Annotated in this window: 17 protein-coding genes; 11 read left to right on the top strand and 6 right to left on the bottom strand. The window is 41.9% G+C overall.

The window, feature by feature from the left end; translation table 11 throughout:
- Positions 1 to 48 precede the first annotated feature (48 nt).
- The 4 genes from dndC to V7K85_RS27025 all read left to right on the top strand — a co-directional run bounded on the left by dndC (position 49) and on the right by V7K85_RS27025 (position 7,861).
- Complete coding sequence (dndC, locus tag V7K85_RS27040) at positions 49 to 1,671, top strand: DNA phosphorothioation system sulfurtransferase DndC (protein WP_334818314.1); 1,623 nt, start codon at positions 49 to 51, stop codon at positions 1,669 to 1,671.
- Between the two features lie 38 nt (positions 1,672 to 1,709).
- On the top strand, positions 1,710 to 3,695 hold the full coding sequence (gene dndD, locus V7K85_RS27035) for a DNA sulfur modification protein DndD (protein WP_334818312.1): 1,986 nt from the start codon (positions 1,710 to 1,712) through the stop codon (positions 3,693 to 3,695).
- Between the two features lie 524 nt (positions 3,696 to 4,219).
- Complete coding sequence (treS, locus tag V7K85_RS27030) at positions 4,220 to 7,606, top strand: maltose alpha-D-glucosyltransferase (protein ID WP_334818310.1); 3,387 nt, start codon at positions 4,220 to 4,222, stop codon at positions 7,604 to 7,606.
- Between the two features lie 54 nt (positions 7,607 to 7,660).
- Entirely contained in the window at positions 7,661 to 7,861 is a 201-nt protein-coding gene (locus tag V7K85_RS27025) for a hypothetical protein (RefSeq protein ID WP_334818308.1), read from the top strand.
- 98 nt (positions 7,862 to 7,959) lie between these two features.
- Here the strand turns inward: V7K85_RS27025 and V7K85_RS27020 are convergent, their stop codons facing one another.
- Complete coding sequence (locus V7K85_RS27020) at positions 7,960 to 8,784, bottom strand: DUF4007 family protein (RefSeq protein WP_334818306.1); 825 nt, start codon at positions 8,782 to 8,784, stop codon at positions 7,960 to 7,962.
- A 590-nt stretch (positions 8,785 to 9,374) separates the two neighbouring features.
- On the opposite strand from V7K85_RS27020, the gene dndE reads away from it, so the two are divergent.
- From dndE to V7K85_RS26985, 7 genes are all read left to right on the top strand, one after another.
- Positions 9,375 to 9,761, top strand: coding sequence for a DNA sulfur modification protein DndE (gene dndE, locus V7K85_RS27015; protein ID WP_334818304.1), 387 nt, complete (start codon positions 9,375 to 9,377; stop codon positions 9,759 to 9,761).
- Between the two features lie 51 nt (positions 9,762 to 9,812).
- Entirely contained in the window at positions 9,813 to 11,270 is a 1,458-nt protein-coding gene (locus V7K85_RS27010; RefSeq protein WP_334818302.1) for a DNA phosphorothioation-associated putative methyltransferase, read from the top strand.
- 245 nt (positions 11,271 to 11,515) lie between these two features.
- Complete coding sequence (locus V7K85_RS27005; protein WP_334818300.1) at positions 11,516 to 13,027, top strand: AmpG family muropeptide MFS transporter; 1,512 nt, start codon at positions 11,516 to 11,518, stop codon at positions 13,025 to 13,027.
- On the top strand, positions 13,012 to 13,419 hold the full coding sequence (locus V7K85_RS27000) for an ABC transporter permease (protein WP_334818298.1): 408 nt from the start codon (positions 13,012 to 13,014) through the stop codon (positions 13,417 to 13,419). The genes V7K85_RS27005 and V7K85_RS27000 overlap by 16 nt, the downstream gene beginning before the upstream one ends.
- Positions 13,420 to 13,575: 156 nt before the next feature.
- Positions 13,576 to 13,764: a hypothetical protein gene (locus V7K85_RS26995; RefSeq protein ID WP_334818296.1), complete on the top strand. Its 189-nt coding sequence runs from the start codon at positions 13,576 to 13,578 to the stop codon at positions 13,762 to 13,764.
- Between the two features lie 182 nt (positions 13,765 to 13,946).
- Positions 13,947 to 14,486, top strand: a complete 540-nt coding sequence (locus V7K85_RS26990; protein ID WP_334818294.1) for a GNAT family N-acetyltransferase — start codon at positions 13,947 to 13,949, stop codon at positions 14,484 to 14,486.
- A 174-nt stretch (positions 14,487 to 14,660) separates the two neighbouring features.
- A complete protein-coding gene (locus tag V7K85_RS26985; RefSeq protein WP_334818292.1) occupies positions 14,661 to 15,419 on the top strand; it encodes a HEAT repeat domain-containing protein in 759 nt (252 codons plus the stop codon).
- 71 nt (positions 15,420 to 15,490) lie between these two features.
- On the opposite strand, the gene V7K85_RS26980 is transcribed toward V7K85_RS26985, so the two are convergent.
- From V7K85_RS26980 to V7K85_RS26960, 5 genes are all read right to left on the bottom strand, one after another.
- Positions 15,491 to 15,898 carry a phosphomannose isomerase type II C-terminal cupin domain gene (locus V7K85_RS26980; RefSeq protein WP_334818290.1) on the bottom strand — a complete coding sequence of 136 codons (408 nt, stop codon included), beginning with the start codon at positions 15,896 to 15,898 and terminating at the stop codon, positions 15,491 to 15,493.
- Between the two features lie 277 nt (positions 15,899 to 16,175).
- Positions 16,176 to 17,519, bottom strand: coding sequence for a PQQ-dependent sugar dehydrogenase (locus tag V7K85_RS26975; protein WP_334818288.1), 1,344 nt, complete (start codon positions 17,517 to 17,519; stop codon positions 16,176 to 16,178).
- A 189-nt stretch (positions 17,520 to 17,708) separates the two neighbouring features.
- Positions 17,709 to 18,908: an EAL domain-containing response regulator gene (locus V7K85_RS26970; protein ID WP_334818286.1), complete on the bottom strand. Its 1,200-nt coding sequence runs from the start codon at positions 18,906 to 18,908 to the stop codon at positions 17,709 to 17,711.
- 3 nt (positions 18,909 to 18,911) lie between these two features.
- Positions 18,912 to 19,610, bottom strand: coding sequence for a PAS domain-containing protein (locus V7K85_RS26965; RefSeq protein ID WP_334818284.1), 699 nt, complete (start codon positions 19,608 to 19,610; stop codon positions 18,912 to 18,914).
- A gap of 756 nt (positions 19,611 to 20,366) precedes the next feature.
- On the bottom strand, positions 20,367 to 23,207 hold the full coding sequence (locus V7K85_RS26960) for a glycoside hydrolase family 10 protein (RefSeq protein ID WP_334818282.1): 2,841 nt from the start codon (positions 23,205 to 23,207) through the stop codon (positions 20,367 to 20,369).
- Positions 23,208 to 23,262 lie beyond the last annotated feature (55 nt).

The raw sequence follows: 23,262 nt of genomic DNA, 5'->3' as shown, positions 1-23,262 counted from the left end.
ATTATATTCGCCTAGATATTACACCAGTGTTTTCAGAGAGAAGGAGAAATGACTACAGCACAACAAGCAGAAAATAAAGGTCAGCAAACACGTACTGTAGCAGAGTTAGTGGATTACATCCAAGCTCTCAACACTGAAATTCAAGAATTGTATTGTTTAGATGAGATTCCTTGGGTTTTAGGCGTGTCTTGGGGAAAAGATTCTAGTACAGTATTGCAGCTTGTGTGGAATGCGATCGCTGCTCTTCCTCCAGAAAAAAGAACTAAAACGGTTTATGTAATTACAACTGATACGAAGGTAGAAAATCCTGTAGTGTCTGCTTGGGTTCGCAAATCCTTACAAAATCTCAAGGTAGCTGCTCAAAAACAGGGGATGCCAATTGATCCACATTTACTACAACCAGTAATTGAAGACACATTTTGGGTAAATCTTATTGGTAAGGGATATCCAGCACCTCGTAACCAGTTTCGCTGGTGTACACCACGTTTGAAAATTAATCCTGCTAATCAATTCATCCGTGAAATAGTTAGAGCTAACGGTGAAACAATTCTTGTATTGGGTACTCGCAAAGCAGAAAGCTCCAAACGTGCTGCCACAATGAAAAAGCATCAAGTTGATAGAGTACGAGATCGCCTGAGTCCTAATGCCAGCCTACCCAACTCTCTAATCTATACTCCCATTGAAGATTGGAGTAATAATGATGTCTGGATATACCTTAATCAATGTGATAATCCTTGGGGACAAAGCAATAAAGAATTATTTGCTATGTATCGAGGTGCAACAGCCGATAATGAATGTCCATTAGTTGTTGATACTTCTACTCCTAGCTGTGGTGATTCCCGATTTGGCTGCTGGGTTTGCACACTAGTGAATAAGGATAAATCAATGGAGGCGATGATCCAAAATGATGAAGAAAAAGAATGGATGCAGCCATTATTAGATATCCGTAACGAACTAGATATTAAAGATGACCGAGACAAAAGAGATTTTAGAAGAATTTGGGGAGATGTCCAACTATTTGAACGCAATAAAAACGGAGAAATCTCTGTTGAACCAATACCTGGCCCTTATACAAAATATTGGCGGGAACATTGGCTCAGACGATTATTAGAAGCGCAAACAAAAACCCGTCGTACAGCGCCAGAAAATATGCGCGACATCACCCTAATTACTCTAGAAGAAATGAGCGAAATTCGCCGCATTTGGCTAGAAGACAAACACGAATTTGATGATAGCTTACCGCGGATTTATCAAGAAGTGACTGGCGAAGAATTTCAAGACCCCCGTCCTGGTGCTGACTATAGCTTACTAGGTCGTGATGAATGGATAGTATTAGAAGAAATCTGTGAAGGTGACGCGATGCACTTAGAACTTATGGCGAAATTGTTAGACACAGAACGCCAGTATCGCAAAAAGGCTCGTCGCGTAGGAATATATGAAACCCTCGAAAAATGTTTTAATACGAGTTCCCGTTCTCCAGAAGATGCGATTAAAAATGCTCGGTTGAAACGCGAATTAAGCGAAGCAGTTAGTCAAGGTGACGTTGCAAAAGTTAAGCAGATGACTTTGGGCGATGTTGCAGCAATTAATGAAGTAGATGAAGGTGAAAGTGAAAGTGATGAACAGGTAACTTGGGCAAGTATGAAATTTAAAAAGGAAAATTCAGAATAATAAAATAATAGAGACCAGAGAGACCCACAATTAGATAAATGATATTTCTAGAACTCGTTTTACAAAACTTTGGCCCCTACAGTGGGAAACAGGTAATCAATCTTAACCCAAAAATTGATGAGGAAAACTCACACCCAATTATCCTCTTAGGTGGGATGAATGGCGGCGGAAAAACTACCCTCATGGATGCCATTCGTCTCGCTCTTTATGGCCCCCGCGCCCAATGTTCCACCCGTGGTAATTTAAGTTATAACGATTTTCTCAATCAATGTGTTAATAACAAAATAGATGCCGTTGCAGACACCCGTATTGAATTACTTTTTGAACATATTGAAAACGATAAGCCAATAAAATACCGTGTTGTGCGTAGTTGGACAAAAAATCCTAAAGACGGTAAAGATACATTAGGTATTTTAGGTGACAGTGATACATGGCCTGATGCTTTAGTTAATATCTGGGATGAATATATTGAAAATCTCCTGCCATTAGGAATTTCTAACTTATTTCTCTTTGACGGTGAACAGGTTAAAGAACTTGCAGAACAGGAAACACCACCACCACTTGTAGTAGATGCAATTTGCGGACTTTTAGGACTAGAATTAGCAGACCGTTTAGCAGTTGATTTAGATATCTTAGTTAATCGTAAACTTAAAGAAGTAGGTAATAGTAAAGATTTAGCAAACCTAGAGGAAATTGAAACTAGGTTAACCCAACAGCAAGAAGATTATCAAACAACAGGAGAAAAATTAGAAACTCTCAAAAATCAGGTAGAAGAATTAGAACAAAAGCAGCAAGAAGCCTTTGATAAATTTATTTCTGAAGGTGGAAAGATTGCAGCAGAACGCAATCAATTGGAACTACAACAGGATACAAAAACTGCGAAAATTGAACAAGTACGACAGTCGATGTGTGAATTGGCGGCTGATGTTTTACCTCTGGCATTAATTCCCAATTTGCTTACTCAAGTGCAAACGCAGGGAGAAAAAGAATTTCGCCATCAACAGGTACAAATTTCTAAAGATTTGTTAATTGAGCGAGATCAGCGCTTACTAACTTGGCTAAATCAAGGGGAAATTTCCCCGATACAGGTTGAAAAAATTCAATCTTTTCTAATCCAAGATGTAGATAGTTTATATGCAAAGACTATCCAGATAGAAGCACCTTGGCTATTAGCTGATGATGAAACTTTAAGTCAGCTAGATAATCTCATATATCATTTACAAAATTCTAAAATTTCTGCAAAAGAGAAATTAGCTATTCTCAAAAATAAAGAAGAAGAAATTCATACTCTAGAAAGACAAGTACAGACAGCAGCAGCACCTGAAGATTATACCAAGCTGCGTCAAGCACTAGAAGCGGCACAAAATCAAGTTGTTGAAGCTAAAGCAAATTACGAAACAATCCGCCGCCGTTTAGCTGACTTAGAAACTATTATTGCCAAGTCAAAAAAAGAATTAAGTGAATATACAGTAGAAAATATTAAACATAAAAATAGCGAACATATTATTACCTCAGTAGCAAAAGTTCAAGACACACTCAAGATTTTTCGTGAAAAATTAACCCTGCGAAAACTCAATAAATTAGAGGAAGAAGTTAAAAATTGCTTCCTTTATCTCCTGCACAAATCAGACTTAGTGCATCGTATCACCATTGATACCAAGACTTTCAGCCTTTCCCTTTATGATTTAAATGGTAAACCTGTCCCTAAACATCGCCTCTCTGCTGGTGAAAAACAACTACTTGCGATCGCCTTCCTCTGGGGTTTAGCCAAAGTCTCTGGACACCGCCTACCAGTAGCCATCGATACGCCACTAGGCAGACTAGACTCTTCCCACCGCAGCAACTTAGTTGAACGTTACTTCCCATCCGCCAGCCATCAAGTAATTCTGCTATCTACCGATACCGAGATTGGAAAGAAAGAAGTAGAAACACTGCGAGAAAACGAAGCGATCGCCCGCGAATATCTCCTCAAATACGACTCCGCCAGCCGCCAAACAACTATCCAACCAGGATATTTTTGGTAGTAGATATTGTTTGTTAAAAAATTGACCGATGTCTAACGACAAGCCCTCTGGGTTCGGGGGTGACGCTCGTTCGCGTAGCGTGTCGCAGACAAGACTCGCTAACGCTTCGCTATCGCAAGACGCTCGATGACTCGCTACCGTTGCGCTAACGACGGGAACCGCCTTTCCTTCGGAACGCTATGCGAACGCGCAGCGTCTCGTAGAGAAGACTGCTATCCCCTCACCGCTACGCGTCTACGTAATTTTTTGAGCCTACATGTATACAATATATTTAACGACCTTACCACTAACTAAAGATATAGTTTGCAATAAGTTTTGTGACATTTTTGCATCCGAAAAAAATTATATGTATATACGCAGTTGGTATGATTATTTATCACTAAATATAGTTCGTTTGGTAGTTTTATTACTTAAGTAAGAAAGTGTATACATTACTCGTGTAAGATAAATAAGCTGATAATCTCAGCGATTGTATCAAGTAAAAATATAGTTCTTTTAGATATGCGATCGCATATCTTTTTAAAATGCCAAACTCCAGCTTGAAAGATGACCCATTATGGTTTAAAAATGCAATTATCTACGAACTAAGTGTTCGGACATTTGCTGACAGTAATGGTGATGGTATTGGTGATTTTCAAGGGCTGACAGAAAAACTAGACTATCTACAAGATTTAGGTATTACTGCTATCTGGTTGTTACCTTTTTTTCCTTCACCACTCAAGGACGATGGTTACGATATTGCTGATTACACTAGTGTCAATTCTATCTATGGCACGTTGGAAGACTTTAAAGCGTTTTTGAGCGCTGCTCATCAGCGGGGTATTCGTGTAATTATTGAGTTAATTATTAACCATACCTCTGACCAACATCCTTGGTTTCAAAGAGCACGTCGTGCCCCAAAAGGGAGTCAGGAGCGAGATTTTTATGTTTGGAGTGATACTCCTGAAAAATACCAAGAATCGCGAATTATCTTCCAAGATTTTGAGACATCTAACTGGGCTTGGGATCCAGTTGCCAAAGCTTATTGCTGGCATCGTTTCTATTCCCATCAGCCTGATTTGAATTATGACAATCCTTTGGTGCGCGAGGCAGTATTTGATGTTCTAGATTTTTGGTTGGAGATGGGCGTAGATGGACTACGTATGGATGCTGTACCTTATCTATACGAACGGGAAGGAACGAACTCCGAAAACTTACCCGAAACCCATGCGTATTTGAAGGAGTTGCGATCGCACATCGATGCGAAATTTCCTAACCGGATGTTACTAGCTGAGGCGAACCAATGGCCTGAAGATGCAGCTCAATATTTCGGTGCGGGGGATGAGTGTCACATGAACTTTCATTTTCCCCTAATGCCACGTTTGTTTATGGCAGTGCGGATGGAAGATAATTTCCCGATTGTAGATATTCTCCAGCAAACTCCATCCATTCCTGATAACTGTCAGTGGGCATTGTTCCTCCGCAACCATGACGAACTGACTCTAGAAATGGTGACAGATGAAGACCGCGATTTTATGTATGGGGCCTATGCACAAGACCCAATGATGCGGGTAAATTTAGGTATTCGCCGCAGATTAGCGCCGCTTTTGGGCAATGACCGCCGCCAAATTGAGTTACTCAATAGTTTACTGTTATCCCTACCAGGAACCCCCGTACTTTACTACGGTGATGAAATTGGCATGGGAGATAATGTTTATCTAGGCGATCGCAATGGTGTTCGCACACCTATGCAGTGGAGTTCTGACCGCAATGCCGGTTTTAGTCGCGGCAACCCGCAACGCTTGTATCTACCTGTCATCGTTGACTCAGAATATCACTACGAAGCCCTTAACGTCGAGGCACAACGGACTAATACCAATTCTCTCTGGTATTGGATGAAACGTTTAATTGCTACTCGCAAACGGTTTCCGGCATTGGGTGAAGGGCGTTTTGAATTGCTACAGTCTAATAATCGCAAAGTTTTTGCTTTCAGCCGGATCACCTCTGAAGAACAAATCTTGGTAGTAGCAAATTTATCTCGTTATGTGCAAACGGTGGCGTTAGATTTATCAACCTTCAATGGGCTACTACCAGTAGAAATTTTTGGTTCCACTGAGTTCCCACCGATTACAGAATCGCCCTATTTCCTCAGCTTAAGTCCTTACGGGTTTTACTGGTTCACCTTACAACGTAAACCTAGCTCAACTCAACCCCCTAAACCCCAAGCAGACTTGAGTTATCTGTTAGTAAATGGTTCATGGCAGAATGTGATTTTGCAACGAGAGTCAAAAAGCATTCTAGAATCAACGTTGCGGGATTACCTTTATACCTGTAGCTGGTTTGGCGGCAAAACTCGGACTGTACAATCAACACAAATCATTGAAGCGATTTCTTTACCCTATAACCAGCAGATAGCTGAAATTGTTTGGTTGCAGGTAGATTATATCCAGGGAAACAACGAAACTTATCTGTTGTTTCTCGCCTATGCAGAAGGTAAGCAAGCAACACATCTTTTGGCAGAAATGCCGCAAGCTGTGATTGCACGGCTTGGGGTGCAAGGCAGAACAGACACTCCTCCACCCAATACTCAAGAAGTTGGAATTTTATTTGATGCTTTAGCAGACAAGAACTTTCTCACCTCACTGCTAGATGATGCGATCGCTAATCATCACTCTTATAAAGGGATAACCAGAGAATTATTTGGCACTACTACTGATTCATTCTCGGAATTGCGCCAACAGTTAACCAATGGTGAGCCGATTGTCCTAAATAAAGAAGAACAAACCAATACTTATATAGTTTATGGCGATCGCTTGTTGTTAAAACTCTTCCGCAAAGTCGAGGAGGGTTTGCACCCAGATTTAGAAATCCGGCGTTTCCTATACCAGAAAAAACGCTTGCAACACTCAGTTTTTCTAGCTGGTGCTTTAGAGTACCGCCGTACAAATAAAACAGGCAATAACACTGCTCTACCCACGACTATAGGCATATTACAAGAGTTTATTTCAGATATTCGCAGTGGCTGGGACTACACCCTTGATAGTTTGCAAAAGTACTTTGATTTAGTTACCACAGAACACGCCACTATTACCGAAGTGCCTCTTCCATCAGGTTATTTGTTAGATTTACAGAGAATTGAGATTCCAGAATTGGCAATTGCAACTATAACTTCTTACCTGCAAAGTGTTGAACTGTTGGGTAAATCTACAGCTGAATTACATATAGCGCTAGCTACAAATATAGATAGCTCAGACTTTGCTCCAGAATCTTTTTCATCACTTTATCAACGTTCGATATATCAAAATGCACGTAACTTAACCGGACAAGTATTTCGGTTGTTAAAAGAACGAGCAAACTACTTGCCAATCAATACTCAACCATTAGCATTAGAAGTTCTTAATAGCCAACAGAAAATTTTAGACCGCTTTCAGTTAATTGTCAGACAAAAAATTACTGCATTGCGGACTCGTTATCATGGAAACTACGAATTATCGCAAGTATTTTACACAGGAAAAGACTTTATTCTTCCTGATTTTGAAGGCAAAGCAGATCGCAGTTTCAGTGAACGACGCATAAAGCGATCGCCTCTACAAGATGTAGCGGGAATGTTGCTATCTTTCAACTATGCAGTTAACGAAGCTCTCCACTATCAAAAAGAATCTGGGATGATCCTGCCGGAAAATTTACCCCTTATAGAACAATGGGGACAGTTTTGGTATACCTGGATCAGTACTAGCTTTTTGAATTCTTATTTAGAAACTGCTAATAAAGAATCTTTCCTTCCAAAGACAACAGAAGAACTAGATGTGCTGCTTTTTGCCTATCTTCTAGAGCAAGCGATTGATGCAGTAGGTGATGAACTAAATAATCGCTCTGATCGGATAGAAATTCCACTCAAATTTATTCTGCAACTATTGAGTGAAACTGCTTAAACAGTTTTTCATAGTACAAAATAACTGCAAGAAATAATATTAAGAGGAAGAAAAATGAGTAACAAAACTGGTGAACTGACAAGAACAATTTTTTGGAAAGGGAATGCAGAAGAATTTCTAGGTAAGTATTATAACTTACAATTTATTCCGAGAATAGGTGAAGAAGTACAATTAAAAAATAAAACATGGCTAGTGAAGAGAATTATTTATACTCCCGAAATAGATGACATAACTATCATTTTGGAAAATAAATAGTTTCACCTTAAATGGTTATGGTTGTTGAGCGATACGTACCAGTTCGGTTTCATCAGCTGTGTCCCAAAGTAGCAGATGAATGTAGCAGCAAGTAATCTTTATCTGTCATACGCCTTCTCTAGCAGTGCCAAGGGTTCATCCCAGCGCGGAATCACTTGAAAAGGAGGTACTGTCCGTCGCTGTTCGATGATGCCGTAAGCTTCTAATGCATTTAGTTGTTCTTGTAATGCCTCTACTTTTACCCCTAGTACGCCAGCAAGTCCCATTTTCTCGTTCAAAATAGACTCAGTGAGAACAGAACCTTCGCTTTTAAAGTTACGTTCCCACAGCTTTGCCAAGAAATATCCCACCAAATAAGAGTTAGGTAAATGAGCATCTTTGCCAACATATTTATCCTTTTCTTGGGTAATAAACTTGCACGATGCTAAAGCTGTAAACTCAGTGTATGCCCGCAAGATAAATTTAATTCTGTCAGCAATCACTTTGCTTTCTTCTTCAAAGACAGACGCACTGTGATCCAGCAATTCTTCACTAGTAAATTTACTATAACGAGGTAAAAACGTATATATAAAGTAAGACCATCCACCCCAATCAGCAGGATTCTCTGGTGTTGGTTTGAGGCCTCGATCGCCAAAACTTAAATAAAAGTGCATCAACCAATCTGTAATATTTGACTCCAAGCTGGGATCTAGTCGCAAGACAATTTCCCCTTCTGGACTGGGACGATTATTCTTAATTAACCCTGCACGTACTGCCCAACTTTTTACTCGTCCTACTTTGCCATTACCTAAACTTGTTTTCTCCATCAAATTGGGCAAGCTATCATTTAAGCCTTCATCTTGGGCAGCAGTATGAAGAATTCTACTTATTTCGTCTTTTTTAAGCGCAAAAGAACCATTGAAATGTAATTGCAATTTAGCCATGATATCCTTTCACAATAAAAAATTATTTTTCATCACTTTTACTCTTCTTAGCTAAAAAAATATCCAAAAAATATTTATTAAGATATTTAAGTGAGTAGGCGAGAATAGATAAAACTAGATTAAATAATGTCAAAAATATTGAGATTAGTCCTCTCTACGAGACGCTGTTTGCGTTTAGTATAAACCTTTAATTATTTACACCGCTCTACTTATACTACTTAAAAAGTTTCTATTTATATAGCAGTCATAAATAATATATGAAAATTATATATCTCTTTCTTCTTTCTTCTCTTTGTGTCCTTTGCGTTCTTGGTGGTTTGTTTCCTTATCTATATTTTTCACGACTCATTTAAGATTGCTATATACGTAAGTGTATATTATACAAAATTAATAACAAGCTATTAACTATTCAGGACTTACGTAAAAATTGCCAAAAAGTTTAATTTATTGAACCGCCTTCTCTACGAGACACTACGTGAACGCGTTGGCGGAGCCTCTCGTAGAGAAGCGTCTCGCAGAGAAGAATTCGTAGAGTGTACGTAAGTCCTACTATTGTTAATTATGTGAAAGCATTCCTTTAACCTTTAATCATGGAATCCCCAATCGAAAGAATAAAACTTTCCCAAACAGCCAAAGACCAACTTACCAAACTCAGACGCAGCACCAAAATCGACCAATGGAATATCCTATGCCGTTGGGCGTTTTGTCGTTCCCTTGCAGAACCAGCCGCACCCTCCCCCGTCCCAATTCCCCAAGATAGCAACGTCGAAATGACTTGGCGCGTCTTTGGCGGCGAAATGTCCGATATACTCCTCCTCGCCCTCAAGCAACGCTGTCACAATGACGGTTATCCCACCGACAAAGAAACCCTCGCCAGCCAATTTCGCTTACATTTGCATCGCGGTATTGGTTACTTAGCAGGCGATCCAAATATCAAGAAAATTGAAGATTTAATTGAATTGGCCATTAAAAATTGAAAGGATATTAGTTGATTGTTAACTGTTCACTGTTAACTGACAACTAATATTATGCCTGAAGCGCTAGAAATCGAGCGTCATAGAGCTGCGATCGCTCGCACTGATTTATCTCGCCCCGTGCGATTGGCAATAGAATGGGCAATCCTAACTCAAGACACCACTTTTTTTGATTACGGTTGCGGCTACGGTGGTGATGTACAGCGAGTAGGCAACTTAGGCTACACCAGTGCAGGCTGGGATCCTTACTACTATCCCGATGTACCATGTACCGCCGCCGATGTGGTTAACTTGGGCTATATCCTCAACGTCATTGAAGATCCAGAAGAACGCCGTCAAAGCCTTCGCCAAGCCTGGGAACTCACTGGGAAAGTTTTAATTGTCGCTGCTCAAATACTGATTAATGCTCCCAGCAAAACGCAGCTTGCTTACAACGATGGCATTGTGACGCGCCGCAATACTTTTCAGAAATATTACGAACAAGAAGAACTCAAAACTTATATTGATGAAGTGCTAAGTGTAGATGCGGTGCCGATAGCGTTAGGCGTCTACTTTGTTTTTCGAGATGAAGCCGAAAAAGAAAGTTACAAAGCTATCCGCTTCTTTTCTACCACCTCTACGCCCAGAGTCCGCATCCCCATCAAGCGGTTTGAAGACTATCAAGAACAGCTGCAACCACTCATGGCTTTTTTTACCAAGCGCGGTAGATTACCAGCCAAAGGCGAATTGGAAAATGAACAGGAATTACTGAGCGAATTTGGTAACTTTCGTCGCGCCTTCGGTGTAGTTTTACAAGCTACCGACGAAGCAGAATGGGATGCGATAGCTTACCGTCGCTCTCTGGATATCCAAGTTTATCTTGCCCTCACCCACTTTGATCAACGCCCCGCATGGCAGAAGCTAGCAGCCCAAATGCGTCACGATATCAAAGCCTTTTTTAGTAGCTATGAGGAAGCTTGTCAAGTAGCCGACCAAAAACTTTTCAGCTTAGGCAAACCTGGGGTGATTCAAACTGCTTGCGAAAAAAGCAAAATTGGTAAACATACACGCGGTGCGCTTTACGTGCATGTTTCGGCATTAGCAGCACTTGACCCCGTACTACGAATTTGTGAAGGTTGCGCTAGCCGTACCATTGGGCGTGTCGATGAAGCCACATTAATCAAATATCACACTGATAAACCGCAAATCTCCTATCTGTCTTACCCCGAATTCGATACTGATCCCCACCCCGCGTTAAAAGCCAGCATAGGTATTGATTTAAAAACCCTATTCGTCACTCATCGAGACTACGAAACTAGGCCAAATCCGCCGATTTTGCACCGTAAGGAAACATTTGTTACCAGCAACTACCCTCGTTACGAAGAATTTGCTAAACTCACCCAACAAGAACAGGAATTAGGGCTGCTTAACCAAAAAAGCGACATTGGTACGCGTGAAGGTTGGGAAAAATGCCTTGCTGTACACAGAGTAGAAATCAGGGGGCATCAGGTTTATCCAATTCAGGAAAGTTAAGGAAAAGCTAAGACTTTCAGGACATTCTTAATGAGCATATCAGCCAAGAAGATTTGGTACAAACTGGCGTATATGCATGAGATGGTATAGCAGGTGTGGCAAGATAACTGCAATTAGCTTACCAATTTTACGTGAAGCGCACAGCTTTATAATTTCTGCAAACTTTGCATGATAGGCGGTTGCTGTATGCGATAACGTGCATTCTTAAGTGAAATTAATCCAAGGTGATAAGGAATGTTTAAACAATGAGAGAAATGCAAGCACTGCGACAAGCTGTCCAAAGTCGTAAGATGGGTGCTTTGTTATTGCTAGGTTTTGCATCTGGGTTGCCGTTGTTTTTAACTAGTAGAACGTTGCAGTTGTGGATGCAAGATGCCAAGGTTGATATAGGGAAAATTACTTTATTTGGTCTGCTGGCTTTGCCTTATTCCCTGAAATTCTTATGGTCACCTTTATTAGATAGATTTATACCGCCAGTTCTAGGAGGAAGGCGGGGTTGGCTAGTAATCACGCAACTGGGATTAGCATTAGCGATCGCACTTCTAGCATTACAACAGCCTGCCCAAAATGACCAAGTATTACAAGTTCTGGCAATCAACTGTCTGATCATCACTTTTTTGAGTGCCACCCAAGACATTGCCGGTGATGCTTACCGCACGGACATTTTAAATCCCCTAGAATCCAAAACAGGTGCATCAGTTTGGGTTCTAGGCTATCGTTTAGCCCTGTTTATTACCAGTTCTTTAGCTTTAGTTCTAGCAGATCATATCCCTTGGAATGGTGTTTACTTACTCATGGCAGCTTTAATGGCAGGGAGTATACTGACAACTTTATGGGCACCAGCAGAACCAAAGCTCCGCGACAACACACAAAAAGCTACACCCCTATCTTTCAAAGATGTCATTTTTCTGCTATTTATAACTGTGTTGGTAGTTGGATTAATCGGAGGTGTATTTGTCGGCTTTATCTCCCTACCTATATTTTATTGGCTATTAGCAACTTTGATATTAGCCTGGATAGTCACATCTTTGTTATTACCGACAGAGTTATTAGGTGAGGTAAGAGAAGATAGTCCGCCCCAAAATTTACAAGAAGCAATTTTCCTACCATTCAAGGAATTCTTTCATCGATTTGGGCTTCCTCAAGGTAGCGTCATCCTAGTTTTTATCGTCCTCTATAAGCTAGGTGATTCTTTGGTGGGAATCACAGCGAATTTATTTTTGCGGGAAATCAGTTTTACCAAAACTGAGATTGGGGCAATTCAAGCTGGAATAGGCTTTCTAGCGACGACAGTCGGCGTATTAGTCGGTGGCGTCATTATGACTAGAATTAACCTCAATCGCAGTCTATGGATATTTGGCATACTGCAATTATTGAGTAACTTGGGTTATTATGCGTTAGCGGTTGCTGGCAAAGATTATTCGCTTTTAGTGTTGGCAGTGAACATCGAAAACTTCAGTGCTGGATTAGTCACAGTTGCTACAGTTGCATTTTTAATGAACCTTTGTAACCACCGCTTTACAACTACTCAGTTTGCTTTATTCTCTAGCTTAATGGCTATTAGTAGAGACGTTCTTTCAGCTCCTGCCGGAGATTGGGCTAAGGCCACAGGCTGGCCCTCATTTTTCTTACTAACCCTAGTAGCAGCCTTACCTGGATTGCTACTTTTACCGTTAGTTGCCCCCTGGAACCCTCAGCCAGTGGCAGTATCCAGACCAGGACTTGAGGAAGAAGAGGATATATGGGGAATCAAGTAGTTATTGCTGTCGGCACATTTATTCTCTTACTCACTGGTTTATTACTTGGGTATGTTCTCTCACAGTTAGTTCTGGGATTTCTAGCATTTAACCTCCTAACTTTTTTCGGAACACTCAGCCTAATTTTAATTTTTGGTACACTTTATTACGTTTTATTTTGGCAGTTGCGGAGAGAGCAGTCCCGGCCATCAACTATAAATGAAAGGATACCAAACCAGGTAGAGGATGGTGTATCTGATAGCTATCTCAAAAACAGGCTAATCGCTAAGTTATTAGGTGACGCTGCCGCTGCCGAACGGTTAATTGAACAGGCAAAGGAGACTTATCCTGGGATGCCGGAGAATTGGTATTGCGAGAGAGTGCTTGATGATTTGGAGCGCGAACACCAATAATACTGCACAAGCAGAGGGGCAGAGGAGTAAAAGAAGAATAAAAATGCCCCATTTCCCATTCCCATGCACAGAAAATCGCTAAAATAATTCCAGAATAATTCACAAATCTTCAGCTAAGTTCTCATAAAAGTTTCGAGCTTGTTTGCAATCTAAAATATGGCTATTTTTCGTCAGTACATCGCCCCCTTGCTTGCAGTATTAGTATTTGTTTTTGCGCTAGTGGCAGTCAGCGCCCGCATCTTTTTACCCTCCGATATGGCAGCACCCGCACCAATTGAAGAGGTAGAAGTAAGTTATCAACCGACTCCAACTGATTTACTACCAGCAGTACATACTAATTCGTAATACTCGCCTTCTCTACGAGACGCTACGCGAATGGCGAGAAGCAAGCTACGTAATTCCTAATTAGGACACACAGAAAAATGCTTGATAGAAGCGGTTTCCAATCCGTTATCCTGTGGGAGTCAAACAAGACATCCTTCCCCAATTTCGTATAACTCAGCTAGCTAAATCAATAAACGTCAGAAGTGTCTGAGCAACTACTACCGGGGTATATTATTCGCCGTGGTTCCACATTGGATCGGGCGCTGCTGGTTAAATTCATGGAGCGAACTTACCAGGATCTTTTTCCCAACGAGGATTTTTCTCACCTAGAACAAACAGTTAAGCAATACTTTTTCAGCGATACGCCCTTGTGGTGGGTCGAGGAAGAGGCATGGGGGCAAAGGGGCAGAGGGGCAGAGGAGCAATTCTTTCCCCACATCCCTTCTGCTCCCCCATCCCCCCATCCACCCATAGCCTGCCTCTGGGTGGGCAATGTTATAGATCAAGTGCAGGGTAACCGTCATGCTCACATCTTTATCCTCTACGTTGTGCCAGAACATCGGCGACGGGGTATTGGTAGAGCCTTGGTGGAATATGTGGAAAATTGGGCTATTGAAAGAGGCGATCGCCAGATTGGACTGCAAGTGTTTCAATCCAACAAACCCGCATTAAATCTTTACAATCAATTAGGTTATCAAACACAATCCCTGTGGATGGTAAAATTCCTGAGTGCAGAAAAATAAACTAGATGATAGCGGTAACATACTGTAGCGTCTGAGTTATGGCGGTTCTCGTTTGGATAAAACTCAACGAGGAAGAAGGGAAAATGTATAAGAACCCAACTAATATATATAAAGCTTTAACTTATTGGCGCGGGGGATTATGTGTTAATCCCGAAAAGGGATTGAAATGAAATTATGTATGACGAAGACGATCTCAGCCTACTCGATATTGAGGAGGAGCTAGAAAGCCCCTTAGATAAAATAGAGCCGCTAACTGCCGAATCAGATGTGGCGAAACCTAATCCAGAAGTGATGCTAGCCTTGCTGGAAAATCCCCAGCCCCAGCAAAGAATGTTAGCAGCGCGTGCTTTTTGTGATATTGAAGATGTGCGTGCTACCCCCCATCTGATTCGCCTGTTAACTGATACCTGTCCCTTAGTACGGGTGAGTGCAGCCTATGGTATCGGACGCAATCCCAGTTCAGAAGCAGTGAGTCCATTAATTACTCAACTAAACAGTGATTGGAATGGCTATGTGCGTAAAGGTGTTGTTTGGGCTTTAGGAAACTGTCGCGATCGCCGTTCTTTACCACCCTTAGCAGATGCCCTCAGAACCGACATTTCCGCAGTGCGTTTGTGGGCTGCTAGCGCCTTAGCACAGATGGCAGAAGTGGGTTACGAAGCAGTTATAGGCGCAATACCACCATTAATTGAAGCCTTAGTCCAAGATCCCGTGGCAGCAGTGCGGAGTAACAGTGCTTGGGCAATTGGTCAACTGTGCCGCGAACTGCCTTCTAATGTAGTTTATGCCACAGCGATCGACGCCCTAATTCAAGCCTTTGCCGAAGACCAAGATTTGGGAGTACGGGAAGACGCCAAAGCCTCACTGTTAGGAGTAGGTGATCCCCGTGGCTTGCAGTTGATTGAAACCCTGGAACAAGAAGGGTGGTTTTGATTTAAGCATTGGGCAATTCAATTTTGGATTAAATTTCAATTCTTTAATCCAAAATCTAAAATCTAAAATTCTTACTGTCCTTCAGCTACAGGTTTGAGCAAATTTAAGTCATAAGGACGCTCAGTATCATCTTCACCCAAATATTCACCATTTTGAATTTCCAGAATAATTAGCGGGATATGTCCAGGATTTTCTACCTTATGTAGTGTTGCTGCGGGGACATAAGTTGATTCGTTTCGATTCAGTAATATTTCCGCATCGCCACAAGTCACCTTCGCCACACCGGAGACTACGACCCAATGTTCATTGCGGTGATAATGGATTTGTGGTTTAATGCCGTGCCTGGGCTTGATTTCAACACGACTAATTCTATAGGTTTCTCCCTCCTCAATCACCTCCACCTCACCCCAATATCGTGTACCTGAATGTGGAGGCAATTCGTTAATATTTGACTGAGTATTATTGTCATTCTGAGCCATAACTAATTTTTCAACCAGATGATTATCAGTATTTTTAAGTAATCAGGACTTACGCAAACAATAACCGAAAAGAAGGATTTTCAGTAGGGGCAATTCATGAATTGCCCCAAAGCGTGTTTAGTTTTGCGTAAATCCTAGTAATCTAGCCTAAACCCAATAAACCTGGAGAAGAAGATGGTCATAACATTTCTATTGATGACAACTGCTTTAACTTGACCCCAGGTAACAAATTCTATCCCGGAATTTCTTGATTTTGAATACGTGAATTTTAAATTGTTCACCTTCCGGTATACTGAATCCTATAAATACGATTATTGGCTTCTTCTGTTAGTAATAGACTACCATCTGGCAACACAAGTAAACCAACAGGCCGTCCCCAAGTGGTTGGTACAGAAGGATTTAGCAAAAATCCTGTGAGAAAGTCTTCGTAGTAGCCTTGCGATCGCCCTTTAGCATCGAAGGGAACAAATACAATTTTATAACCAGTGCCGCGATCGCGGTTCCAAGAACCACGAAAAGCAGCAAAAGCACCGTTCCGGTATTTTTCTGGAAACGTTTTACCATCATAAAACTGCAAACCCAATGCTGCTGAATGCGCCTGAAACAGCACATCAGGCGTTTGGGTACGGGCTACTAAATCGGGGCGTTTACTTTTGCCATCAGTCTTTTGACGCGGATCGAGGTTGTTTGGCGTCAGGTAAGCATAGGGCCAGCCGTAGAACTTCCCCTGCTGAACGCGTGTCAAATAGTCAGGAACCAAGTCATCACCGATTCCATCCCGTTCGTTAACAGTGGCGTAAAGTTGTTTAGTAATAGGGTGAAAGTCCAATCCAACAGGGTTACGCAAGCCAGAAGCAAAAGTTTGCTGCTGGGAACCATCCAAATTCATCACCTGTATCGAAGCCCGTGGTAGAGGTTCTTCATCCACATTGGTTCCTGAACCAACTGAAACATATAATTTATTGCCATCGGGCGAGACAACAACATTGCGCGTCCAATGGTTGTTATAACCTTTAGCAGGCAAGTCGGCGATTTTTTTCCCCTTACCTGTAATCTTGTTTTGACCTTGAGTATAGGGAAAACGCACCACAGCATTTGTGTTCCCCAGAAAAAAGGAATTACCTACAAAAGCCATCCCGAAGGGTCTATTGAGTTCGTTGTCACCACTAGCAAAGGTTTCTCGAACGTCGGCTACACCGTCACGGTTGCTATCACGCAACAGACGAATCCGATTTTGCTCAGTTTCAGTCACTAGGACATCACCACTGGGGGTTAAAGCTAGCCAACGTGGGGCATCTAGACCTTCGGCAAAGACGTTAACTGTAAAGCCTGGTGGTACGCGCAGCACCGGATTTTGCGGTATGGGCACAACCTCAGGTCGCTTGGAGGCACTTTCTGTTGCGAAGGGTGCTGGTAAATTCTTCAGATTGATCCGGATGGGTTTAGGTGAAAGTGCTTCAGTCCGGACGATATCTTTTGGCTGTGTAGGATTCTGTGTCAGTTTAGCAGAAGGTACAGATGTTTGTGGTGTGGGATTATCTGAGGAAGCGCGAGTCTGGTTACAGGCTGCTATCAAGGTCAGTAAAAAAACTGGCAGCAAGAAACGCGCAGGGACTTTCATGGCGATAGACACTATACACAATTTTTATACTCTAGACTTGAGACTTAATAATTGTCGCCAGTCTAAAGTTTGATTTTTCTTGGTTAGTTAAGCTCCTAAGGTACTGGGGACTGGGGATTAGGGACTGAGGACTAAATTCTCTTGCAAATGCCCAATGATTAGTATTATTCAAATATTTTCACATAGAAGCTATTTATTAGTTAAGAAAAGATTTTCAAATTCTGCTGCTGGCAATGGATGACTAAATAGAAAACCTTGTATATAATTACAGTTGTGTTGGCGCAAAAAAGCCAGATCTGCTTCCGTCTCTACACCTTCAGCAACTACATCTAGATTGAGACTGTGAGCCATTTGAATTAAGCCCTTAGTAATAGCTGAGTTTTCGATATCGTTAGCAACATTATGGATAAAATAGCGGTCGATTTTTAATGTGTTAATTGGTAAGTTTTTCAGATAAAATATAGAACAGAAGCCCGTACCATAATCATCGAGTGCAATTTTTACCCCCAATGATTGCAATTCTTTCATAGTAGCGTTCGCACTATTTACATCTTGCATAATCATACTTTCAGTGAGTTCTAGTTCTAAGTAATGTGGTTCCAAATCATTGAGAGCTATTAAATTAACTATTTTCTGAATAAAATCTGGTTGATTAAATTCAATTACTGACAGATTGACAGTAACAATCAAGGAATGAATTCCAGCATCACGCCAGCTTTTTATTTGTTGACAGACCCTTTTTAATACCCATTTACCAATTGGAACAATTAAACCTGTAGATTCTGCTAACGGAATAAATTCTGTTGGGTAAATCATCCCAAATTCCGGACTTTGCCAGCGCAATAAACTTTCGGCAGCTACTATTTTCCCAGAAGCAATATCGACTATTGGCTGATAATAAATTTCAAACTCTTGAAATTTATGTTGTTTGATAGCTCGGTGTAAGCTAATCTCTAACAACTGCATTTTTGGAGACAAGTTGTTAATTACAGGCTGAGGAGATAAATACCTTTTTAAAGTAGCGTGCTTTTCCAACCTGTTCATGATGGCACTTAATAACTCAGCCCGAGTGAATGGCTTAGTTATATAGTCATCGGCACCCATATCCATACCTTGACGGAAGTCAGATTTGGCGGATTTTGCAGTCAGAAAAATGAAGGGAATTGTTGCCGTTGATGGATCTTGACGTAACGCTGTTAGCACGCCATAACCGTCAATTTCTGGCATCATCATATCACAGAGAATTAAATCGGGAACTTCGGAGATAGCCAAATGTACCCCGATTCTGCCATTAGCCGCAGCAAGAGTTTCAAAATCCTCAGCTTCGAGCAGATCTAAAATATTTTCACGAACTGCTTCTTCGTCTTCTATTATTAAAATTATGGGCATAATTTACCTCAATTTATATTTGATTATTTCATGACAAAATGGCAATCCTGGGGGATAGTATTTATAATTAGCTGCAAAATTTGCTGGGATTGCCGCAGTTGCTCTTCGACGATTTGACGATCGCCAATTTCTGACAATAACTGCCCATTTATTTGTTGTAAAACAATATGTTCGTTCAGCCAATCGTATTTCTAGCTGTTGCTTCGCCTCTTGCAGAGCGGTCTGTGCCTGCTTGAGGTCAGTAATGTCGAGTTCTTCAAAAATCAGCAGCACGACTTTGGCAGTTTCGTCTGTAAGCAATTTCAAAGAAAAGTCTATGTTTCTTACTGTTTGCTCTGCACTGATTACATCAACTTCGTAACGGAAAATTTCACCTCTAGCAGCAAGGGCTATTGCTGTTTTTAATTCGTGTTGTGTTTCTTCAGAAATCGTCCACCATATTTCCGAATATGGACGCCCAACTACATCTTGTGGGTGTAGTCCGCCAAAGTCGAGTGCTGTTTGGTTAACTTCTAGCACCATACCCTCTGTTGTCAGCAACCCGGTAAAGTGGAAGATGCCGTTGAAGATGGCGCGAAATCGTTTTTCACTCTCATGCAATGATACTTCTGCTTGTACACGGGAGGTACTATCCACAGAAACTCCAATGAGGCAAGATGGTTTGTCGTGTCTGTCAGTACTATAGCGCGTGCTAGTAACCATTTGTACTCAAGTAATTGTCTCTCAACGAGAATCTGATGTGTTACCTCAAAGCAACCAATACTAGCGTTCTCTCTAGTTTTCTCTGTTTTTTATGCAAGTGCTTGACAAATACTTTCAAGGTTGACAAGACCAACAACTTGATATTGGTTATCTACAATTGGCAGTAGATCCAACTGTTACTACATCAGTAATACTACTGATGTTAAATTTAAAATTTATTACATTTTTAATGTCATTACCAAGGTATGCATAACTTTAAAAATATTGGCTGTTTTCAAGCAAGTTCTTGAAGCTACAAGCATTACCATATGATGTTTTGTGAAGCACACCGCTACCATGCAAAGATGAAGAAACTAAGGCACTCTTGCCCCGTGCTACCATCAGTGCGATCGCATCTAATAGTGGTGTTTATGGCACAACCATCAGTAGCGAACGGTCAATTATTGACTTTAAGGTTTGTAGCCTTAAAAATTGAGGTAAAGCTTGCATAGATTTTTACAATAGCTATTATAGAAAAATAGTTATCTAAAACTTCTTACTTAAGTATTTTCCAATATTTTGACGCCAAACCAGTAGTAATATTTGGGTTATAAACAGAGCAAACATTGTGTTAAGAAATACGAAGCAGCTTATATGCAGCTAGTTGGAAATCGGGTATGGGGTAATACGCTTGGGTTAAGCTTTTTTCTTCCCCTGCCTCCCCTGCCTCCCCTGCCTCCCCTGCTCCCCTGCTCCCCTGCCTCCCCTGCCTCTTCCCTAAGGACGCAACTGCACCCGCCGTTCGCCGTAACGTAATAGCCTTTCTATAGTTACAAGCCGATTTTCCCAAACTTTGACTTGATAGGAATTTGACTTAAGCTCTGGGCTCATCAATACCCGAAATTGAGACTGGAACCGAGTTAGAGAGGCTTTAGCCACTAGTAACTTACTAGCAGAAGGGGAAGCAGCAAGCTGATTTAAAGCACTGCGTAAAACTTCTGCCTGGTTATTAAAATCTGAAATTGTCTGAGCAGACCTTTGTAGTTGGTCATTTTGGAAAACAAACTTCCATTCTCGTTGCAACGCGGTGTAACGGATGGCGGCAGTTTGAAAAGGCTGGCGGTGAGGAATCGGTTCACTTGTTGTGGATTGAACCCTACCTTGGGTGCTAATAAAGAGTTTTTGTAGCTCGTTGTTAAAATTCTCTGCGGCAAAGAGTGCGTAACCACTAACTGGCAAGTCCCTTACCAACTGGAGCTGATCGAATGCTCCAACTGTTGGCAAAGAAAGTAAGCGAATTCCCGGCACTAACAATGTAGCTCCCAATTGTTTAGAGGCGATCCAGGGTTGGGCTAGTCGTTGGAAGCCAGCAGTATCCAGAGCATAAGTCATAGGAACGATTAAATCTACATCTCCCCGCCTTGCCCAATTTTCCCAGTTTTGTTGAATTTTCTGAATCCGCTCTAATTGTGGCAGAGGAAATACTGCAACCGACAAAATCAAATTCGGTCGTTTTTGTCGCAACTGCTGTGAAACTTGGGCAACAAAGCTATCAACTTGGGCGGTGCGAAATGTCGTCCACTTTTGCCACAGTTCTGGTTGGCTGGGGGAAATATTTATCGGATCAACACCAGTAAGTTGCTGAAACTGCGCTCTTGCAGCTTTACCATAGCCATAAGTTCGACCTGCTGATGGGTCTTGAAAGGGGTAGCGAATGTAGTCTAACTGTAGACCATCCACCTCATAGCGAGTGACGATTTCGTCGTACAGCTTCAGCAAGTACTGCCGGACTTCAGGATTGGCTGGGTCGAAGAATGGCTTAGTCTGCCCAACGGGAATCATCTTGCCAAGGTTATCATAGTTTGCCCAATCGGGATGAGCCGCCAGTACTGGCCCTGGATAATCAGGATTAACGTTGATAATTTCATTGTGCCGTTGGTTACCAGCAGCAAAAGTCCAAACCCAAGCGTGTAATTCCATGTCTCGCTCATGGGCTAATTTCACCGCATCTGCCAGTGGGTCCCACCCACGAATTAATGGGTTTTGCTCTTTTGCGACTTGGCTGGGATAAATGGTATAGCCAGCGTTAACAGTTTCAAAGAAGACAGTATTAATCCCAGCTTGGGCTAGGCGATCAAAAATCTGGGCTAATCCCGCCTTGCTACCAGCACGAACAATCGTCCCCCTATCTAACCAAACTGCCCGAATTTCTGGTTGAGCCAGTCTCTGATCAACAGGAAACTGCTGCCACAAAATCGTCTTCGCTACCAGCCACTGCTGACGAGCTAGAGCGTAGTTTTTTTGTGCAATCAATTGGGGTAAGTTTTTGGCAATTACCCTTACCTGTACCAAGGCTTGGTCTTTACTTATGACTAGCCCCCCCAATTGAGTTGAGGCCAATTGCATCGGCTGCTCCTTAATAGATTGGGGGGTATAGGTGTGCAGATGCCTAGAAGACTGCTTTTCCTCAGATATCCCAACGCCTTCATTAGCCGCATCAGCTGACACCGCTAAATTAGCGCTTTCCACCCGACCAATTAGATTTTCTAGCTCTTGCTGGAGAGCGATCGCTTCATTGTTATTAATCGGCTCATTGGAGTTAGGTGCAACATCTAGACGCACCGCTTGTTCCAACTGATCAATAGCCTCTTGGGAACTTGAGGGTTTGACTGTAGTCAGCGCTCTAGGGATGGGAGCAGTGGCAGTTTTAAAAGGAGTGGGAGATGACGGAGATGAACTGCCCCCCTGCGCCCCTGCCCCCCGGTTACTGAGCGTAGCCGTTCGCGCAGCGTCTCGTAGAGAAGTGCTGCCCCCTTGTTCCCTTGGCGCAGCCGCCACCGTTGTAGAACAGTTTTGAGAACCTCCTACTATTTTTTTCATGCGATTCGATGGTGGTAGCGCTGTCAAATAGTGATTGAGAGCAGCTTTTAACCAGGCATTATCTAAGTCAGCTACTGAGGCTGCATCTGTTCCCCAGCGCCAGCCCAATAGGGTGGAACGCTCAGTTGTCACGACTGCGGCAGGATTATCTTTTGAATTCCAAACAGCAGCAGATTCAGTGCCCAGATCATTAGGAATTACAACGCCGCCGCGCACTTTGCCAAAGAGTTCAGTTTGATTTGCCCAGTCTGGGATATTGGTTTTTGTGGGTTTGATCTGTTCTGTGTCACTGAGGCTGAATCCCCAATAACCTCCCAAAAGCGATCGCAATAACTGCCGCACTCCTGACGCTGACAGACTACCTACAGGCCCACTGGCAATCAAGCGCCCTCCTTTACTCATCCATTCTTCTAGAGCGATCGCTTGGGTTGGTGTTAATGTCTCAACATTTGGCAAAAATAATACCCGGCGATCGCCCCAATCTGCCCCACTCTTGACATTAGTTAGGGGAATTACACAATATTTCACCCCTATTGTCTGTAGGCGGTCAGTTATCCCTGTCCATTGATTCGCATTTTCTTGGCTATAAACTACGCTTAATACAGGTTCTTCAGTCGCCGCTGTTACTGGCAAAATATTAAAACTATTTAAGATTAAAATATTAAAAGTTAAAATGAAGAATCCGGCTTTTTTTATTTGTAAATTAGCCTTTTCATGATACTTTTCCTGATTCTTCACTCCTGACTCCTCAGTGGATTAGTTATTAGGCATTACTTCTTATTTATCATCCAGC

The sequence above is a fragment of the Nostoc sp. genome (assembly GCF_036917615.1).
Classification (GTDB): Bacteria; Cyanobacteriota; Cyanobacteriia; order Cyanobacteriales; family Nostocaceae; genus Nostoc.
The sequence above is the reverse complement of the archived record's forward strand: the minus strand, read 5'-3'. Positions and strand labels throughout refer to the sequence as shown.